This is a genomic window from Streptomyces sp. NPDC087270 (assembly GCF_044744625.1).
GTDB lineage: Bacteria > Actinomycetota > Actinomycetes > Streptomycetales > Streptomycetaceae > Actinacidiphila.
The window spans coordinates 72,313-89,401 of record NZ_JBIUYR010000026.1; the positions used below are offsets into that span (position 1 = coordinate 72,313).

Consider the following 17,089-nt stretch of genomic DNA (forward strand, 5'->3'; position numbering starts at 1 on the left):
CCGAACCCCCTGGTGCCGGTGGGGGATCGGCCGCCGCCCATGGAGGAGGGCATGCGCCTGGGCGCCGCCAACCTCCGCAGGGCACTTCGCCGGTTGGGCACGGACCGGGCGCCGGTGCCCGGCACCTCGACGGTCGAGCTCCGCCTCGGTGCGCGGACCACCACCATGGTGGTGCACGTGCCCGAGTCGGCGGGCCCTCACCCGCCGGCCCTGATCGTGCTGCACGGCGCCGCGAACACCGGGGCCAGGATGCTGCCGTCCTTCGTCGGCATCAGCGAACGGCTGGGCATGGTGCTGCTCTGCCCGGACGCGCAACTGCTCGACGACGTCGTGGGGAAGCTGGACGTGAGCGGCGTCTTCGCCAAGCACTTCCGCCATCCGCGGTGGAGCGGCCGCGACGACGACTTCCCGGTGGCGGCCCTGCGTTGGGCTCTGGAGCACCTCGACGCGGACCCGGACCGTATCGTGCTGGCCGGCGTGTCCATGGGCGGACTGGCGTGCTGGAACCTCGCCATGCGGGGGTGGCCGCGGTTGGCGGCGGCGGTGCCGATCAACGGCGCCCTGTCGATGTGGGAAGCGTTCGGCAGCGACCGGCGCACCCGCTTCCTGCTGGACAATGTGCTGCCGCTACCGCTGTTCGTCATCCACGGCGCCCAGGACAAGCGCATCCCGCCGCAGTTCGACCGGACCTCCGTGACGCAACTGCGCGAGGCCGGCCACCAGGCGCTGACCTACGTCGAGGTACCGGACGGCGACCATCCGCTCGGTTCGCTGCACTTCGAGGACGACGGCGAGCTGGTCGCGAGCCTGTCGGCCTGGTTGAGGGACCGCCGGCGGGAACCGGATGTGGCACGCGTGCGCCACCGCGCCCTCGACGACCGGCACGGCAGGGCCCACTGGGTCGCCCTGTCGGGTGTCGACCCGGCGGGCGCCGAGGTGACCGCGGAGCGCACCGACGACGACGCGTACGACCTGCGGGCCGAAGGCGCGGAGCAGGTCCGGCTCTACCTGACGAGTGATCGGCTCGACGCCGGGCAGCAGGTCCGCGTCGTGGTCAACGGCGAAACCTCGACCGTCCGCTTCCGTCCCAGTGTCGACACGGTGTTCCGTACCCACCGCCGGCACTGGGACCCCGCACTGACCGCGGAGGCGGTCGTGACCCTGGACGTGCCCGGTTCGCCGCCGCGTCCCCGTGACGATCCGGAGGAAGAAAGCCCCAGCGATGCTGACACGATCTGAAGTCCGACACGCGCTCCGGTCCGTCGGCGCGGACCAGGAGGCACTGTTCGCCGAGGCGAGCCGGCTGAGGGACGAGAACTTCGACCGGGCGGTGCTCCTTCGCGGGGTCATCGAGATCACCAACGTGTGCCGGGTGAACTGCGACTACTGCCCGATGCGGCGGGACAACCTCGGTCACCTGGACCGCTTCGTCATGAGCCCGCAGCAGATCCTGGAGCGCGCGGAGCACATCCGCGGCGCGGGTATCGACATCGTCCTGCTGCAGGGCGGCGAGACGCCGAGTCTCTTCCCCACCCTGCGCGAGGTCATACCGGCCCTGCGGCGCATGTGGGACGGCCAGGTGGAGATCCTGCTCAACCTCGGCAACTTCTCGCGCCGACAGTACGAGGAACTAAGGGAGTTGGGCGCCAACAGCTATATCATCAAGCACGAGACCAGTGATCCCGTGCTCTTCGAGCAGATGCGCCACGAGAAGCTGGACGCACGGCTGGAACGGATAAGGACCCTGCTGGACCTGGGATTCAAGGTGGGCACCGGACTCATCTCCAGCCTCCCCGGGCAGAGTCTGGAAAGCGTGATCGACGACATCGAACTCGTCGGCGAGTTGGGTGTGCAGATGTGCAGCGTGAGCCCGTTCGTCCCGGCTCCGGACACCCCGCTGATGCTCTCTCCCGCCGGCGACCTCCAGCTCGCGCTCAACGTCATCGCGACCCTGCGGGTCTGCTATCCGGGCCTTCTCATACCGTCGGTCAGCGCCCTGGAGAAGACCAGTTCCGGCGGGCAGTCCCTCGGTCTGGCCGCCGGGGCGAACGTGATGACCAGCAATTTCACCGGCGACGCCAACGCGGAGCGGTACCTGATCTACGGAAAGGAACGGTTCGTGGTCGGTCTGGATCACGTGCGGGCCGTGATCGACAGCATGGGGCTGGCCGTCCGAGGGTCGGCCTTCCTGCCCGAGGGGGCGGAGTGACGCCTGGGAAAGAACGGCGGCCGCCCCTCGAACGGCGGCTGATCCTGTCCTTCGGAATCCTGTCGCTGGGCACCGGCATGTCCACCTCGGTGCTGGCCGTCTACCTGGTGCGGCAACTCCACGCGAGCGCGGGCGCCTTCGGTGTGACGATGAGCCTGGCGGCCTTGTGCGGCATGGTGTCCGGCCCGCTGGCCGGCCGGCTCGCGGACAACGGCAGCGCCCGACGCACGTATGCCGGGCTGGTCTGCACGATGGCCGTCGCCACCGGGCTGCTCGCGGTCGTGAACGCCTGGACGGCGTTCGTGCTGATCTGCCTGCTCTTCATCTGCGGTCGGGGCAGCGGTGCCGTCATGGGCGCGCTCGTCCGGCGTGAGGTACCCGCCGACCGTCGGGTGCGCTACCGGGCCATGGTGAAGACCGTGAGCAACGCGGCCATGCTCATCGGTCTGAGCCTGGGAGGCGTCGTCCTGTCGCTCGACTCGCGCCCGCTGTTCCGGACCGCCTTCGTCGTCGAGGCCCTGACCCTGTGTACCGCGGGCTTCCTCGTCGCCACCGCACCCCGCGGAACACCGCAGCCCCGGCCCGCCGACGCACCGAGCGGCCAGAGCGCCGGTGCGGGCGCGGCACCCGAACCGGGCAAGCCGGGACGCCGCATGGTCTACCGGGACGGCCGCTTCCTCGGTCTGGCGGGGCTCAACGCGTTCCTGCTGCTCTACTCGTCGGTGTTCTCCGTCGCCCTCCCCCTGTGGATCTCGGCCCAGGCGTCGTCACTGCTGTGGCTGGTCTCGGTCGTCTCCGCCCTCAACATCGGCGTCGTGCTGCTGCTCCAGGTTCCGGTCTCCAAGAACCTGAGCGGCGCGGTCGCCGCGGTGCGGGCCGGGCGGCGCGGCGGCATCCTGCTGGGGGCGGGCCTCGCGATGTTCGCGGCCGCCGGTGCCGTGCACGGCACCGGGCCCAAGGTGGCGGCGATCATCCTGCTGGGTCTGCTGGTGGCCGGCGGCGAAGTGCTGTACTCCGCCGCGTCCTGGGAACTCGTCTACACGCTCGCGCCCGCCGAGTCCGTGGGCGAATACCAGGGCGTCTACAACATGGGCCTGGACGTCAGCATGCTGGTCGCGCCCGCACTGTTCGGCTGGCTGGCCGCCGACCGGCACACCGCCGCATGGCTGGTGATGGCGGGACTCTTCGTCACCTGCGCGCTGGCCCTGGGCCCGATCGCGGGCCGGGGCCCCCAGCCGGACCCCAGTGACGCGGAGCCGGACCGCGATGTGGCGGAGGCCGTCCGATGACCGCCCCCGGCGCACCGGCGACGCGGCGCGAACTGGCCGAGCTCGTCACGGAGGCGGGCGGCCGTCTCGACGACACCGGGATGGCGGAACTGCGGCCGCTGGTCGACGACTACGTCCAGCGGCTGGACTCCGCGGGTGCCGGTGAACGCGCGGTGATCGCGGTGACGCAGCAGCGGGCGGAGGACTTCTTCGCGGTCGTTCTCGCGGCCTGGCAGACGGACTCCGTACCGCTGCTGTGCGAGAGCCTGACGGACGCGCCGCTCGGTCCGCTCGGCGCGGAGCTGTCGCCGTCGGCGCGCGTGTGCCGGCCGGCGGGCTCCGACATCGCGGCGGAAGGGGATTCGACCGCCGTACTCCACATGACATCGGGTTCGACCGGCCCGCCCAGGATCGCCAGGCGCAGTTGCGGCAGCGTGCTCAACGAGGCCGCCGGGTACCGCACACGGCTCCCGCTCGGCCTGGACGACACCGTGTACGTGCCGACACCGCTGACGCACTCCTACGGCTGGGGGATCGCGTTCGCCGCGCTCATGGCCGGCTCCCGGCTCGACGCGCGCCGCCTCGTGCACGCCCGACGGGCCGCCGCCCGAGCCGGAGCCGCGAGCGTCGTGGCGCTCACCGCCCCGACGGCCGACCTGCTCGCCGCCACGCCGGCGACCGCGTCCGCGGGGCCGCGGATCGCGATGGTCGGCGCCAGCCGCGTCAGCAGCGACCTGGACGAGCGGTTCGCCGCGAGGTTCGGCATCCGGCTCACCCGGAACTACGGGTGTTCGGAGACCGGCCCGACCTTCATCGGCTCGGCCGGACTGCCGGAAGGGGCCATCGGCACCCCCATGCCGGGGGTCACGGTGCTGGCACCGGACCCGGGAGCCGAAGGCGAGCTGCGCCTGCTGCTGGACGCGCCGGTCGAGGGCTTCCTGGGCGCGGCCGATCCGCCCCGGACGCGATGGGACACCGGCGATCTGGTGCGGCGGGGACGGGACGGCGTGGTGACGTTCGTGTCCCGGCTGCACCCCTCGGCCCGGCTCAACGACCGGACCGTGGACCTCGACGGACTGTGCCGCGCGATACGTCACGTACCCGGTGTCGTCGAGGTGGTTCCCGTCGTCCTGGTCCGCTCCGCCGGGGAGACCGAGGACCTGTACGCCGTCGTGCAGGGCGAGGGCGTCGACCGGGCCCAGGTGGAGCGGAGCCGTTCGACCTTCCCGGCCGGCACGGGCTCCGTCCGGCTGGTCCACTGCGACGCGTTGCCCGTGACGGCCGGCGGAAAGGTCGACCGGGCGCACGTCATCAAGCTCATCGACGCGCAATGGCCGGGACGATGAGCGGGCCCCCGCCGGACCGGGACCGGGCCCGGGAGACCACGCAGGCGATGGCCCGGATCGTCGCGGCCAGGCTCGAACGCAGCGGGGTCCGCGGAATCCCGGCCGACGCTCTGTCGGATGACCCGCGGCTCAGCCGGCTCGACTTCGCGGCGCTGGGACTCAACTCGGTCGACTGGATGGGCCTGGCGACCGAGGTGGAGGACGCGTTCGGGATCGAGCTCCCGGACGAGGTGCTGCTGGACCCGGAGCACCGCTCGGTCGCCGGATGGAGCGAGCACGTGCACCACCTGATCCGGCCGCGGACGGCCACCGCGGCTGAACCGGAGCGCGGCATCGACGACGATGCGCGCGGGAAGAAGGGCGATCCATGCGAATGACAGAGCGCGGCGAGCGCTACGTGGTGTACGACGACTTCCTCCCCCCGGAGGTCTTCGACCAGGCGGTGGAGCTGATGGAGCGCTCGGCGCTGGGCGAGACCGGAAGCGTGATCTCCGCCGAACTCGACGGCCCGGCGCACCGGACCCGGGGCACGCACTTCCCCGCGTCCATCGGCGAGACCGGGAGCAGTGGACGGCCCGCGGTGTTCACCCGCGTCACCCAGGCCGTGCGTACCGAGACCGGGCTGTTCGGCGCGGCCGGTACCGACTGGGACCGGCTCACCTTCACGTTCTGGCAGTACCCCGCCAACAGCCGGCTGGGCTGGCACAACGACGCCGGGCGCGGCCGTCGCGGGGAGTACATCGTCTATCTGCACCGCGAGTGGGACATCTCGTGGGGTGGTGAGTTGATGCTGATCGACCAAGAACCGCGCACCCTTCTCCCCGCGGCCGGCAGCGGGCCGGACCCGGAGGTCACCAGGCCCGCGAGCGGCTCCGCGGGCCTGGTGAACAAGATCCTGCGCACGTGCGAGCGGAGCCCGGTCGCCGTACTGCCGCGGCCCAACCGCCTGGTCATGGTGATGTCGGACACCCTGCACACGATCCGGAGGGTGGACCACACCGCGGGCGAGAACCGGCGCTGCTCGCTGACCGGCTTCGCCTACCTCAACAGGAAGTTCCAGCCGGATTCCGAGCGCAACCGGGATCTGGCCAGGAACTCCATCCTGAACAGCACGACCCCCTGAGGCGAGGGCGCAGGCCGGACGTCCGCAGGGTGTACCCGCATCCGTCACCACTCTCCCTCTTCCCTCTCCGGAGGAATGCCCGTGAACGCATCACAGCCCGCCGTCACCGACAGGCGGCGGTTGCATGTCGTGTCCCAGGAGCTGGCGCCGCGCAGGCTGGAGTCGGACGGCGCCGGACGGCGCTACGCGACCTTTGAGGTCCGGCCGCTGTCCCCGCTCATCGGCGCGGAGATCCACGGGGTCGACCTCGCCCGGCCGGTGGACGCCGACACGCTGACCGAACTGAGGGGGGCGTTCCTCGACTGGAAGGTCCTCTTCTTCCGCGACCAGAAGCTCACCGGCCGTCAGCAGGCCGCGTTCGCCCGGAACTGGGGGGAACTCCAGGCGGCCCACCCCCAGCGCAGGGCCGAAATCGACGAAGTGGCGCGACTGGAGCACGACCGGGACAACCCCGGAAGTGAGAACGTCTGGCACAGCGACGCGTCGTTCTACGAGGCACCGCCGCTCGGCGCCGTCCTGCGCGCCGTCGACCTGCCGCCGCTCGGCGGTGACACCTTGTGGGCCGACACGGCCGCCGCCTACGACGGGCTCCCGCAAGACGTCAAGGAGCGCCTTGAGGGGCTCCGGGCGGTCCACGAGCTTCCCGCGGCGAGCGGCAGCATCGCCGTCCTGCTCAGGAGCATCAACGCGCGGAGCGGCCGGCCTCCGGTCGAGCATCCCGTGGTGCGCACGCATCCGGAGACAGGTCGCAAGTCCCTCTACGTGAATGCCGCGTTCACCTCCCACCTCGTCGGTCTCCCCGAGGACGAGAGCGAAGAACTTCTCGGCTTCCTGCTCCATCAGCTGTCCTACCCGGAGTACCAGGTGCGCTTCCGCTGGGAGGCAGGGTCCGTGGCCTTCTGGGACAACCGGACCACCGTTCACTACGGGGTCAACGACTACTTCCCGCAGCACCGTCTGATGGAGCGCGTCGTCATCGCCGGCGACCGTCCGGAGTGACCGGGAGTTCGAGGAGGGGTCCAGGAGGGGTCACCGTCCTGTGAGGAGGCCGATGTCGTAGGCGAGGATCACGGCCCGTACGAGCGACCACCGGCCGCGCCCACCCACCTGTTCCGGCTGCCGGTGATCCGCCGCGCGACGCCCGGGACCGTCGCGACGGGTCGCGCGCGTATCCGCGCCCGGTCGCCTTCTCGTCACCCGCAGATCGCCTGCCGCTCACCCTGGCTCGGCAAAGTTGGCTGTACAACTTGACCGACCCGACCCACCGAGGGGAACAGCATGGCGGCGCAACCAGCGGTCGTACCTGCCACTCGTCACCTGTCCGCACGGATCAGGGCCCTGCCGGCGGCCTGGCTGCGGGACAACTGCCCGTGCCCCGAGTGCCGCGATCCGCGCACCGGCCAGAAGCTCTTCCAGATCACCGATCTGCCGCGGGGACTCGCCGTCGAGGAGGTGGTGGAGCCGGGCCCCGACTCGCCCTGCGTAGAGGTCGGATGGGCACCGGACGGCCACCGGTCCCGCTTCACCGTCGGCTGGCTGGACGCCCACCGCCCCGCGGACTCCCCCCTCACCGGGGACCGGCGCACCGAGACGGGGAAGGAGCTGTGGAGCGCGGCGGATCTGGCGGGGCGCCTGCCGGAGGCGGCCTGGGACGACTACCTCGCCGCCCCGGCCCGGCGCGCCCGCGTGCTCGACGCGTTGCAGCGGCTGGGCTTCGCCCTGCTGCGCGGGGTGCCGGTGCGGGAGGGCCAGGTGCTGGCGGTCGCCGAGACCTTCGGCCACGTCCGGCAGACCAACTACGGCCGGCTCTTCGACGTCAGGGTCGAGCCGGACCCCAACAACCTCGCCTTCACCTCGGCGCGGATCACCCCGCACACGGACAACCCCTACCGCGACCCGGTCCCCACCGTGCAGTTGCTGCACTGCCTGGAGAACTCCGCGTCCGGCGGCGACTCCGGGCTCGTCGACGGCTTCCAGGCGGCGGCGCTGCTGCGGGCGGAGGACCCCGAGGCGTTCGCGGTGCTGACCGGTACGCCCGTCCCGTTCGTCTTCCGCGACGACCGCACCGAACTGCGCGCGGACCGCCCGCTGATCGAGGTGGACGCGCGCGGACGGATTCGCGAAGTCCGTTTCAACAACCGGTCGTTCGGCACGGTACGGCTGCCCGCGGCGGAGCTGGACGCGTTCTACGCCGCCTACCGCGCCTTCGGCGAACTCCTGCTCCGGCCCGGCCTGCAACTGGACTTCCGGCTGGCCCCGGGCGACTGCCTGGTCTTCGACAACACCCGCCTGCTGCACGCCCGTACCGCGTTCGCGCAGGACGGCTCCCGGCACCTGCAAGGCGCGTACGCCGACCTGGACGGGCCGGCGAGCTGCCTCGCCGTACTGCGCCGGGCGGATTCGCCCGCCCCGCTGGCCGAGCTCTTCGACGGGGCCGGGGCGGCGGAATACCTGGGCGAGGAGGTCACCATGGCCGCGCACATGCTCCAGGCGGGCGCGCTGGCCGAAGCCGCGGGCGCCCCGCCGCACCTGGTGGCGGCGGCCCTGCTGCACGACGTCGGCCACTTCGGCGAGCACGCGACGGGCGCCGAAGCGGGAGCAGACGCCAACGCCGACGTCACGGAGTACGGCGACACCCGGCACAGCCACACCGGCGCCGACTTCCTCGCCCGCTGGTTCGGCCCCGAGGTCACCGAACCGGTACGGCTGCACGTCGCCGCGAAGCGGTACCTGTGCACGGTGGAGCCGGGCTACCGGGAGGGCCTGTCCGCCGCCTCCGAGCACACCCTGCGGCTCCAGGGCGGCCCCATGACCGACGCGCAGGCCGCCGCCTTCGCCCGCCGTCCGTACGCGGCCGACGCGGTGGCCGTACGCCGCTGGGACGAGCAGGCCAAGGAACCAGGCGCCGCCACACCGGAGTTCGGCCACTTCCTGCCGCTGCTCACCTCGCTGCTGGACGGGTAGCGCCCTGGCCACGGGGGGCGCCGCGCCGGGGTCGGGGCGTACGGGCCGCCGGGGTCGGGGCGTACGGCCCGGCGGGGTCAGGGCGTACGGCGGTGGCGACGGCCGAGCGCCGACGCGGCTATCGAGTTGTGCACCGTGAACGCGACGGTCCCGGGGAGGTAGCGGTCCTCCGACCACTCGACGGGCGCCCCGACCGGGTCGGTGGAGCGGCGGCGCTCGCGCAGCAGCGCCTGCCCCTCGCCGCATTCCAGCAGCCGGGCGTCGTCGGTGTCGGCGAGCACGAGGTCGATGGTGTGGTCGGCGTCGGCGAACACCACCCCCTGCTCCTGGAGCGGTTCGGTGTGCGAGACGGCGTCGGCGGGGATGCGGGCCACCAACTCCCCCACCCACACCGGGTAGACGCTGCGTTCGACCATCACCGGGCGGCCGGACAGCGTCCGCACCCGCAGCACGACGACGACCTCCGCGCCCGGTTCCAGGCGCAGTTGCTCCCTCTCCCGCGCGTCGGCGGCCCGCCGCTCGATCCGCTCCACCCGCCCGCCGGGCTCCTCGCCCACCGAGCGCGCCCAGCTGGTGAAGCTGACCAGCTCCGCGAAGCTCTGCACGCGCGTCGTGGCGAGCACCACCCGCCGGGTGCCGCGGCGGGAGGTGACCAGGCCGTCGGCGCGCAGCGACCCGAGGGCCTGCCGGATGGTGCCGCGGGAGACGCCGTACCTCTCCGCCAGCGCGCTCTCGGCGGGGAGCTTGCCGCCCGATCCGTACTCGCCGGCGGCGATCGCCTCGCGGAGGTCGGCCGCGACCTTGCGATAGAGCGTGCCCTTCGCCGGCACCGCGCTGTCACCTTGCAACGTCGCTCCTCGTCACCGCGCCACGGTCGAGCCCTTCCGCTCCGCTGGACCCTATCTGCTCTCCGTCACCAGGCGTCCCCCGCGACGGACCGCCGGCGCCGGCCGGACGCCGACATTTCGCCACCGTCTCCCGGCCGTCGCCGTGCCGTTCACCCGCCGGACACGGGCGTCGGGCGTACTGGCGAAAGTTGTACAGCCAACCTCGGCGTTCGTTCCGTCGGCGGTCATCCGACCCGCCCTCCGCGCGCCGCTCCCCAGGAGGAATCCCGTGACAGTCCCTCGTGTCCGCGTTGCCGCCATGGCCGCCGGGCTCACCGCCGCGGCGCTCGCCCTGACCGGGTGCGGCTCCGCCTCAGGCACCGCGGCCTCCGCGGGCGGCAGCGGCAAGAGCGCGGCGACCGCCGCGTCCGCGGCGGACTTCGGCGGCGTGCCCGCCCTGGTCGCCGCCGCCAAGAAGGAGGGAACGCTCAACGCCATCGCGCTTCCCCCGGACTGGGCCAACTACGGCGCGGTCATCAGCGCCTTCGAGAAGAAGTACGGGATCAAGGTCTCCGACGAGAACCCGGACGGCGCCAGCCAGGACGAGATCACCGCGATCACCTCGCGCAAGGGCCAGGGCCGCGCCCCCGACGTGGTCGACCTGGGCAACTCCTTCGCGCTGAAGGCCGCCTCGCAGGGCATCCTCGCGCCGTACAAGGTCGCCTCGTGGGACGACATCCCCGCCGCCCAGAAGGACCCGGGCGGCCTGCGCTACGACGACTACGGCGGCTACGTGTCCATCGGGTGCGACGCCAAGGCGGTCAAGGAGTGCCCGACCACCTTCGCCGACCTGCTCAAGCCGCAGTACAGGGGCAAGGTCGCGATGAACGGCGACCCCACCAAGTCGGGTTCGGCGTTCGGCGGCGTCTACGCGGCCGCGCTGGCCAACGGCGGCTCGCTGGACGACATCCAGCCCGGCCTGGACTTCTTCCACAAGCTGAAGGCGAACGGCAACTTCAACCCGGTGGAGTCCACGCCGGCGACGGTCGAGAAGGGCGAGACGCCGATCAGCATCGACTGGGACTACCTCAACGCCGGCTACGCCAAGGAGTTCGCGGGCAAGGGCCTGGACTGGCGGGTGGCCGTGCCGGCCGACGGCCAGTACGCCCAGTTCTACAGCCAGGCGATCAACAAGTACGCCCCGCATCCGGCCGCCGCCCGGCTGTGGGAGGAGTTCCTCTACAGCAGCGAGGGCCAGAACCTGTGGCTGCGGGGCTACTCCCGCCCGGCGGAGCTGCCGGCCATGACGCAGAAGGGCACCGTGGACAAGGCCGCCGCCGCGAAGCTCCCGGCGGTCTCCGGCAGCCCGCGGTTCCCGACCACGGCCCAGGTCGACGCGGCGCAGAAGACCGTGCTCGCCGGCTGGGCCAAGGCCGTGAGCTGACCGGCACCATGACCACGGCTCGCGCCGCGACGCCGTCCCCCGCCGCCGGCTCCTCCGCTCAGGAGGCCGGCGGCGCCGGGACCGCTGCCGCCCCCACCCCCCGCAAGGCCGCCTCCCGCAAGGCCACTTTCGGCAAGGCCACTTTCCGCAAGGCCGCCTCCCGCAAGGAGACCTCCCGGAAGGCCGGCCCCCGCCGCCGGCCGCGCGCCGCCGGATGGCTCGCCGTCCTGCCGCTGATCGTCTTCGTCCTGGTGGTCTTCGGGCTGCCGGCCTTCGCGATCGTCACCAACGCCTTCAGGACGTCGGCCGGCACGCCCGGCGGCCGGCACTGGACCACGGACAACCTCAGCCAGTCGGTGCACGGCGCCTACCTCACCGCGCTGTGGGGCAGCGTCAAGCTCTCCGCCCTGACCGCGGCCGTCGGCGTGCTGGCCGGCCTGCCGCTCGCGCACGCCGTCGTGACGTCGCGCTTCCGCGCGCTGCGGGAAGGCGTGCTCGCCGCCTCCGGCGTGCTGGCCAACTTCGGCGGCGTGCCGCTCGCCTTCGCCTTCGTCGCCACCCTCGGCAACTCCGGCGAGCTGACCCGCGCCCTGAACCTGGGCGGGCACGGCTGGAGCCTGTACTCCTTCACCGGGCTGAGCGTCGTCTACCTGTACTTCCTCGTGCCGCTGATGGTGCTCACCATCACCCCCGCGCTGGACGGCCTGCGGGCCCAGTGGCGCGAGGCGGCACAGAACAGCGGCGCCACCAGCCGCCAGTACTGGCTGCACGTCGCCCTGCCGGTCCTCGCCCCCTCCCTGACGGGCGGCTTCGTCCTGCTCTTCGGCAGCGCCTTCGCCGCCTACGCCACCGCGGCCGCGATCGTCGGCAGTTCCGTGCCGCTGATCACCCTGCAGATCGCCAACGCGCTGTCCGGCAACGTGCTGGCCGGGCAGGGCAACGTGGCCCTGGCGCTGAGCCTGGACATGATCGTGATCGCGGGCGCGGTGATGGCCCTGTACATCCCCCTCCAGCGCAGGAGCGCACGATGGCTGCACTGACCCCGCCGGCCACCGGCGCCGCCCGGCCCGCGCGGGCACCCGGCGGCCGCCGCCGGCCCCGGCTGTGGCGCGGGGTCGTCGGCCTCGTCGCCGCGCTGTACTTCCTCGGCCCCATGGTCTTCTCGGTGCTCTTCACCGTGGACGTCCCCGGCCAGGGCCTGACCTTCGGCTCCTACCGCGGGATACTCGGCGCCGAGGGCTTCGGGAGCAGCCTGCGGCTGACCCTGGAGCTGGCCGCGGCCACCACCGCGGTGACCCTGCTGCTGCTCGTGCCCGCGCTGATCGCCGTGCGCCTGACCGCTCCCCGGCTGCGGGTGCTGGTGGAGGTGCTCTGCTCGCTGCCGCTGGTGGTGCCCGCGGTGGCGCTGACGGCGGGCATCAGCTCGGTGTTGCAGTGGGGTCCCGACGACTTCGCCGACACCCCGCTCTTCCAGACCTTCAACGCCGTGCAGAACCCCGGCTTTCCGGTGGTCCTGCTGCTCGCCTACGTACTGATGGCCCTGCCGCTGGCGTACCGGACGCTGGACGCCGGGCTGCGCGCGGTCGACCTCACCACCCTGGTCGAGGCCGCCCGCAACTGCGGGGCGAACTGGCCGCGCGCCGTCCTCCAGGTGGTGCTGCCGAACCTGCGCGGCGCCCTGCTGAACACCTGCTTCCTCACGCTGGCCCTGGTGCTGGGCGAGTACACCGTCGCCTCGATCCTCGGCTTCCGGCCGTTCGCGGTGTGGATCGTCTCCCTCGGCGGCAGCAACGCGCAGATGTCGGTGTCGGTCTCGGTGCTCAGCCTGGTCCTCACCTGGGTGCTGCTGCTGGTGCTCGCCGCCGCCGGGCGCGGCCGATCGGCCCGTACCTCCGCCGGCAGCCGCGGCACCCGTACCTCCCGCAGCAAGCGGAGCGATCGCGGCCCCCGCGGCGCCCGCACCGCACCGACGCCCACCGCCGAGGAGAACTCATGACCGCCACCACCGCGGCCGCCCAGGCCGCCGCGCACGCGCCGGGAACCGGCGGCGCCACCGTCGAACTCCGCGGCCTGCGCCGTACGTTCGGGAGCACGGTGGCGCTGGACGGGCTGGACCTGTCCGCCGGGCCGGGCGAACTGCTGGCGCTGCTCGGCCCGTCCGGCTGCGGCAAGACCACCGCGCTGCGCATGGTGGCCGGTTTCGAGCATCCGGACGCCGGCGACGTGCTCGTCGACGGCGAGGACATCACCGGCGTGCCCGCCCATCGGCGCGGCGCGGGCATGGTGTTCCAGTCCTACAGCCTCTTCCCGCACCTGACCGCCGCCGGGAACGTCGCCTTCGGGCTGCGGATGCGGGGCGCCGGCAAGGCCGAACAGCGCCACCGGGCAGGTGAGTTGCTGGACCTGGTGGGCCTGGCCGACCTCGCGGGGCGCTACCCGCACCAGCTGTCCGGCGGGCAGCAGCAGCGGGTCGCGCTGGCCCGCGCGCTGGCGCTGGAACCGCGCGTACTGCTGCTGGACGAGCCGCTGTCCGCTCTCGACGCCAAGGTCCGGCTGGCGCTGCGCGAGGAGATCCGCCGGCTCCAACTCGACCTGGGGATCACCACGTTGTTCGTCACCCACGACCAGGAGGAGGCGCTGTCGATGGCCGACCGGGTGGCCGTCCTGCGCGCCGGGCGGCTCGAACAGGTCGCGTCCCCCGCGGAGTTGTACGCCCGCCCGGCCACCGCGTTCGTCGCGGAGTTCGTCGGCACCATGAGCCGCATCCCCGCGGCCAGGGCCGGCGGCGGCCCGCAGGTCGAGGTGCTGGGCGCACGGCTGCCGGTGCAGGGCGAGCTGCCCTCCGACGGCGAACTGGACGCCCTGGTACGGCCCGAGGCCGTGCGGGTCAGCGCCGATCCGCGCGGGGCCGCGCTGGTGGTCGCCGCCTCCTTCCTCGGCGCGGTCACCCGGGTCACCGTGCGCCTCCCGGACGGCACCGAGGTCAAGGCCGACGTGCCCACCGAGAGCGCCGCCGCCTTGCCGCTGGGCTCGCCGGCCGCGCTCACCCTGCCCGAGCGTCCCGTGCTGGTGGACCGCCGGGCCGCCTGACCCGCTCCCGGCCGACTCCGAACTCCCCCTCCAGGAAGGGCATTCGTGCACTCCCGTACCGTCCGGCTCCGTCCCGCCGCCGTCCTGTTCGACATGGACGGCACCCTCGTCGACACCGAGCACCTGTGGTGGCGGGCCGTCACCGAGATCGCCGACCGGCTCGGGTACCGGTTGACCGACGCCGACCTGCCGGAGGTGGTCGGCCGCCCGGTCGGGCACACCGCCGGGTACCTCCACCGCGTCGTCGGGCCGGCCGTCACCGAGGCGAGGATCGCCGCGGAACTCGACGACGCCTTCGCCGCACGCGTGGCCGGCGACGTACGGCCGCGGCCGGGCGCGCTGCGGCTGCTGGCGGAACTGCGGGACGCCGCGGTGCCCGCCGCCCTGGTCACGGCGTCCCCCCGGCGGGTGGTCGACCTGGTGCTGCGGACGCTGGGGGCGGACTGGTTCGCGCTGACCGTGGCGGCCGAGGACACCGCCCGCCCCAAGCCCGACCCGGGACCGTATCTCGCCGCGGCGGCCCGGCTCGGGGTGCCGCCCCGGACCTGCGTCGCGGTGGAGGACAGCCCGCCCGGCCTGGCCTCCGCGCGGGCGGCCGGCTGCCGGGTGGTGGCGGTACCGTCCACGGTGCCGCTCGCGCCGGGGGCCGGCGTCCTGGTGGTCGGGAGTCTGGAGGAGGTCGACCTGGCGCTGCTCTCCTCGCTCGACGCCGCCGGGGTCTGATCCCCGCCGCACCCGCCGCCCGCCGCCGGGCCCGACCAGCTCCCCGGGAGTCACGTTGCCCTACCTGCTGCTCGCCCTCGCCATCGCCTGCGAGGTCTGCGCCACCAGCTGCCTGAAACTCACCGACGGCTACACGCGGTTGCTGCCCACCGTCGGCGTGGTGATCGGCTACGTGGTCTCGTTCGTCCTGCTGGGGCGGGCACTGACCCGGATACCGGTGTCCGTCGCCTACGCCGTCTGGTCGGGGGCCGGCACCGCGGCGGTGGCGGCCATCGGAGCAGCGGCCTTCAACGAGGCGCTGGGGTGGCCCCAGTGGACGGGCATCGCCTTGATCATCGCCGGCGTCGTGGTGCTGAACGTCCACCGCGCGTGAACGTCGGGCGTGAGCGTCGCGCCTGAGCGTCGGGCGTAGGCGTCGGGCGTGGGCGTCGGGCGCGAACGCACCCCCGGCCCGACCCCCCGCATGCCCGCGTGCGCGTTCGATCCGGCCTCCGGCCTGCCCGGCCCCGCCTCCGGCCCGAATGGCGGGTGAGATGTTGCCGCGCCCGGGGGCCGTGGCGACGATGAGCGGGACGTCACCCCGGTACCGATGAGCGCGGGGCCGAACCGCGCCGGTCACGGCGAGCGGAAGGAGCCCGTGCGATGAGGGTCATGCTGAGTGCCCGAATGGACACCCAGGTCGCCAACAAGGCGATCAAGAACGGCGCCATGGAAAAGCTCATGCAGTCGCTGGCGGAGCAACTCAAGCCCGAGGCGGCCTACTTCTTCGCCCGCGAGGGCGAGCGGTGCTCCCTCTTCGTCTTCGACATGCAGGACAGCTCGCAGCTGCCCGGCATCGTCGAGCCGCTCTTCGAGGAACTCGGCGCGCGGATCGAGATCCAGCCGGTGATGAACGTCGAGGAGCTCCGGAAGGGCCTCGCCGCCGCGCGCTGACCGCCCCGGGGCCGCCACCTCCACGGCCGCCCGCGTACGTCGCCGCTCGCCGAGCGGCCTCGTATGCGGGCGGCTCCATGACGCGGAGCGGCCCGGTACGCCTCGCGCCCCGCCCACTCCTCCCGCTCCCTCCGCCCGCTCCCTCCGCCCGCCGCCCCGCTCCCGTCGGTCAGAGTTCATCTGCGACCGGTGCGCCGCTCACCCGCGCGCTGCTGAAATGAATGGCGCCGGCGAGCAACAGGACGTGTCACAGGGCGACTTGGAGGTCCGAGCTGATGAAACTCCGGTATGCGGGAGGTGCGGCCGCGGCGGTCGCCGCCGCGATGGCGCTGCTGCTGCCGCAAGCGGCGTACGCGACCACATGGACCAGACTCCCGGACTACTCCACCTGGACCGGGATCACCGCGCTGGAGCGCGGGCAGGGCATCGCGACCGACGGCACGTACTTCTACTACTCGGGCACCTACAGCCTGGACAAGGCGACCGTCAGCGGGAACCAGGAGACCGCCTCCAACGCCCTGGCGATCCCCGCCGCGTTGAGCGGCCCCTACGGCTCCGACCACATCGGTGACATCGACGTCTACGGCGGATACGTGATCGCCCCGCTGGAGGACGGCAGCGACTACCAGCACCCGCTGCTGGCGCTGTACAACACCGGCGACCTGAGCTGGACCGGGCGATACGTCCAGTTGCCGCTGGCGCTGCTGCCCGGCGGCGTGCCGTGGGTGGCCGTCGACGCGGCGGCCGGGCTCGTCTACACCGCGGCGTGGAACCAGGACGCGGCCCTGGGCACCGACGAGTTGGTCGCCTACCGGCTCGCCGACCTGCTGTCCCTGCCGGCCGGGGCGGCGCTGCCGGTCGCCCGGACCGTCCGGCTGTCGCGGCCGCTCAGCCGAATCCAGGGCGCGGCCATGCTGAACGGCGTGCTCTACGCCTCGGTGGACGGCGACGGCGACAAGGCGGTGTACGGGATCGACCCGTCGACCGGTGCGGTCACCCGCGCCTTCTCGCAGGACGTCCAGCCCGACGACGAGGTCGAGGGCATCGCGGCGCTGGACCTCGGCCCGAGCGGCGGCCAACTGCACGTCCTGAACGTGGGGTCCGGCTGGAAGTCGATCTTCCTCTACCTCCAGCACTACCAGCCGGCGGGCTGACCTCGCCC

At 73.0% G+C, this 17,089-nt stretch carries 17 protein-coding genes; 16 read left to right on the forward strand and 1 reads right to left on the reverse strand.

The window, feature by feature from the left end; all coding sequences use genetic code 11:
• Window positions 1-51: 51 nt before the first annotated feature.
• From ACIPAE_RS36140 to ACIPAE_RS36175, 8 genes are all read left to right on the forward strand, one after another.
• Window positions 52-1,239, forward strand: coding sequence for a CocE/NonD family hydrolase (locus ACIPAE_RS36140; RefSeq protein ID WP_402451179.1), 1,188 nt, complete (start codon window positions 52-54; stop codon window positions 1,237-1,239).
• Window positions 1,223-2,209 (forward strand): radical SAM protein, encoded by a 987-nt coding sequence (locus tag ACIPAE_RS36145; protein WP_329364612.1) that lies wholly within the window; start codon window positions 1,223-1,225, stop codon window positions 2,207-2,209. The genes ACIPAE_RS36140 and ACIPAE_RS36145 overlap by 17 nt, the downstream gene beginning before the upstream one ends.
• Window positions 2,206-3,498 carry an MFS transporter gene (locus tag ACIPAE_RS36150; RefSeq protein ID WP_402451182.1) on the forward strand — a complete coding sequence of 431 codons (1,293 nt, stop codon included), beginning with the start codon at window positions 2,206-2,208 and terminating at the stop codon, window positions 3,496-3,498. The genes ACIPAE_RS36145 and ACIPAE_RS36150 overlap by 4 nt, the downstream gene beginning before the upstream one ends.
• Window positions 3,495-4,823: an AMP-binding protein gene (locus ACIPAE_RS36155; RefSeq protein WP_402451185.1), complete on the forward strand. Its 1,329-nt coding sequence runs from the start codon at window positions 3,495-3,497 to the stop codon at window positions 4,821-4,823. The genes ACIPAE_RS36150 and ACIPAE_RS36155 overlap by 4 nt, the downstream gene beginning before the upstream one ends.
• Window positions 4,820-5,200: an acyl carrier protein gene (locus tag ACIPAE_RS36160; RefSeq protein WP_329364619.1), complete on the forward strand. Its 381-nt coding sequence runs from the start codon at window positions 4,820-4,822 to the stop codon at window positions 5,198-5,200. Before ACIPAE_RS36155 ends, ACIPAE_RS36160 begins: the two co-directional genes overlap by 4 nt.
• Entirely contained in the window at window positions 5,191-5,946 is a 756-nt protein-coding gene (locus tag ACIPAE_RS36165) for a 2OG-Fe(II) oxygenase (protein ID WP_402451187.1), read from the forward strand. The genes ACIPAE_RS36160 and ACIPAE_RS36165 overlap by 10 nt, the downstream gene beginning before the upstream one ends.
• 81 nt (window positions 5,947-6,027) lie before the next feature.
• Window positions 6,028-6,945 (forward strand): TauD/TfdA dioxygenase family protein, encoded by a 918-nt coding sequence (locus ACIPAE_RS36170; protein ID WP_402451189.1) that lies wholly within the window; start codon window positions 6,028-6,030, stop codon window positions 6,943-6,945.
• A 279-nt stretch (window positions 6,946-7,224) separates the two neighbouring features.
• A complete protein-coding gene (locus ACIPAE_RS36175) occupies window positions 7,225-8,910 on the forward strand; it encodes a TauD/TfdA family dioxygenase (RefSeq protein WP_402451192.1) in 1,686 nt (561 codons plus the stop codon).
• A 77-nt stretch (window positions 8,911-8,987) separates the two neighbouring features.
• Here the strand turns inward: ACIPAE_RS36175 and ACIPAE_RS36180 are convergent, their stop codons facing one another.
• Complete coding sequence (locus tag ACIPAE_RS36180; RefSeq protein ID WP_402451194.1) at window positions 8,988-9,758, reverse strand: GntR family transcriptional regulator; 771 nt, start codon at window positions 9,756-9,758, stop codon at window positions 8,988-8,990.
• 298 nt (window positions 9,759-10,056) lie between these two features.
• Here ACIPAE_RS36180 and ACIPAE_RS36185 point away from each other — a divergent pair, with 298 nt between their 5' ends.
• The 8 genes from ACIPAE_RS36185 (at window position 10,057) to ACIPAE_RS36220 (ending at window position 17,081) form a co-directional block, all read left to right on the forward strand.
• Window positions 10,057-11,181 (forward strand): ABC transporter substrate-binding protein, encoded by a 1,125-nt coding sequence (locus ACIPAE_RS36185; protein WP_402451235.1) that lies wholly within the window; start codon window positions 10,057-10,059, stop codon window positions 11,179-11,181.
• Window positions 11,182-11,189: 8 nt separating this feature from the next.
• The gene (locus tag ACIPAE_RS36190) at window positions 11,190-12,221 is read left to right on the forward strand and encodes an ABC transporter permease (RefSeq protein WP_402451196.1); all 1,032 of its coding nucleotides are present in this window, start codon (window positions 11,190-11,192) and stop codon (window positions 12,219-12,221) included.
• Window positions 12,209-13,177 carry an ABC transporter permease gene (locus ACIPAE_RS36195; RefSeq protein ID WP_402451198.1) on the forward strand — a complete coding sequence of 323 codons (969 nt, stop codon included), beginning with the start codon at window positions 12,209-12,211 and terminating at the stop codon, window positions 13,175-13,177. The genes ACIPAE_RS36190 and ACIPAE_RS36195 overlap by 13 nt, the downstream gene beginning before the upstream one ends.
• Window positions 13,174-14,271 (forward strand): ABC transporter ATP-binding protein, encoded by a 1,098-nt coding sequence (locus ACIPAE_RS36200; protein ID WP_402451200.1) that lies wholly within the window; start codon window positions 13,174-13,176, stop codon window positions 14,269-14,271. The genes ACIPAE_RS36195 and ACIPAE_RS36200 overlap by 4 nt, the downstream gene beginning before the upstream one ends.
• Before the next feature lie 45 nt (window positions 14,272-14,316).
• Window positions 14,317-14,994 carry an HAD family phosphatase gene (locus tag ACIPAE_RS36205; protein WP_329364631.1) on the forward strand — a complete coding sequence of 226 codons (678 nt, stop codon included), beginning with the start codon at window positions 14,317-14,319 and terminating at the stop codon, window positions 14,992-14,994.
• Window positions 14,995-15,049: 55 nt separating this feature from the next.
• Window positions 15,050-15,367, forward strand: a complete 318-nt coding sequence (locus ACIPAE_RS36210; protein ID WP_329364632.1) for a multidrug efflux SMR transporter — start codon at window positions 15,050-15,052, stop codon at window positions 15,365-15,367.
• Between the two features lie 278 nt (window positions 15,368-15,645).
• Window positions 15,646-15,927, forward strand: a complete 282-nt coding sequence (locus ACIPAE_RS36215; RefSeq protein ID WP_402451203.1) for a hypothetical protein — start codon at window positions 15,646-15,648, stop codon at window positions 15,925-15,927.
• Between the two features lie 275 nt (window positions 15,928-16,202).
• On the forward strand, window positions 16,203-17,081 hold the full coding sequence (locus tag ACIPAE_RS36220) for a hypothetical protein (RefSeq protein ID WP_402451205.1): 879 nt from the start codon (window positions 16,203-16,205) through the stop codon (window positions 17,079-17,081).
• Window positions 17,082-17,089 lie beyond the last annotated feature (8 nt).

What these genes read in the sequence shown, in the direction of transcription:
- ACIPAE_RS36195 (WP_402451198.1), top strand. Translation starts at nt 12,209, where the DNA reads ATGGCTGCACTGACCCCGCCGGCCACCGGCGCCGCCCGGCCCGCGCGG.
- ACIPAE_RS36145 (WP_329364612.1), top strand. Translation starts at nt 1,223, where the DNA reads ATGCTGACACGATCTGAAGTCCGACACGCGCTCCGGTCCGTCGGCGCG.
- ACIPAE_RS36140 (WP_402451179.1), top strand. Translation starts at nt 52, where the DNA reads ATGCGCCTGGGCGCCGCCAACCTCCGCAGGGCACTTCGCCGGTTGGGC.
- ACIPAE_RS36215 (WP_402451203.1), top strand. Translation starts at nt 15,646, where the DNA reads ATGCTGAGTGCCCGAATGGACACCCAGGTCGCCAACAAGGCGATCAAG.
- ACIPAE_RS36200 (WP_402451200.1), top strand. Translation starts at nt 13,174, where the DNA reads ATGACCGCCACCACCGCGGCCGCCCAGGCCGCCGCGCACGCGCCGGGA.
- ACIPAE_RS36175 (WP_402451192.1), top strand. Translation starts at nt 7,225, where the DNA reads ATGGCGGCGCAACCAGCGGTCGTACCTGCCACTCGTCACCTGTCCGCA.
- ACIPAE_RS36190 (WP_402451196.1), top strand. Translation starts at nt 11,190, where the DNA reads ATGACCACGGCTCGCGCCGCGACGCCGTCCCCCGCCGCCGGCTCCTCC.
- ACIPAE_RS36155 (WP_402451185.1), top strand. Translation starts at nt 3,495, where the DNA reads ATGACCGCCCCCGGCGCACCGGCGACGCGGCGCGAACTGGCCGAGCTC.
- ACIPAE_RS36220 (WP_402451205.1), top strand. Translation starts at nt 16,203, where the DNA reads ATGAAACTCCGGTATGCGGGAGGTGCGGCCGCGGCGGTCGCCGCCGCG.
- ACIPAE_RS36165 (WP_402451187.1), top strand. Translation starts at nt 5,191, where the DNA reads ATGCGAATGACAGAGCGCGGCGAGCGCTACGTGGTGTACGACGACTTC.
- ACIPAE_RS36185 (WP_402451235.1), top strand. Translation starts at nt 10,057, where the DNA reads ATGGCCGCCGGGCTCACCGCCGCGGCGCTCGCCCTGACCGGGTGCGGC.
- ACIPAE_RS36160 (WP_329364619.1), top strand. Translation starts at nt 4,820, where the DNA reads ATGAGCGGGCCCCCGCCGGACCGGGACCGGGCCCGGGAGACCACGCAG.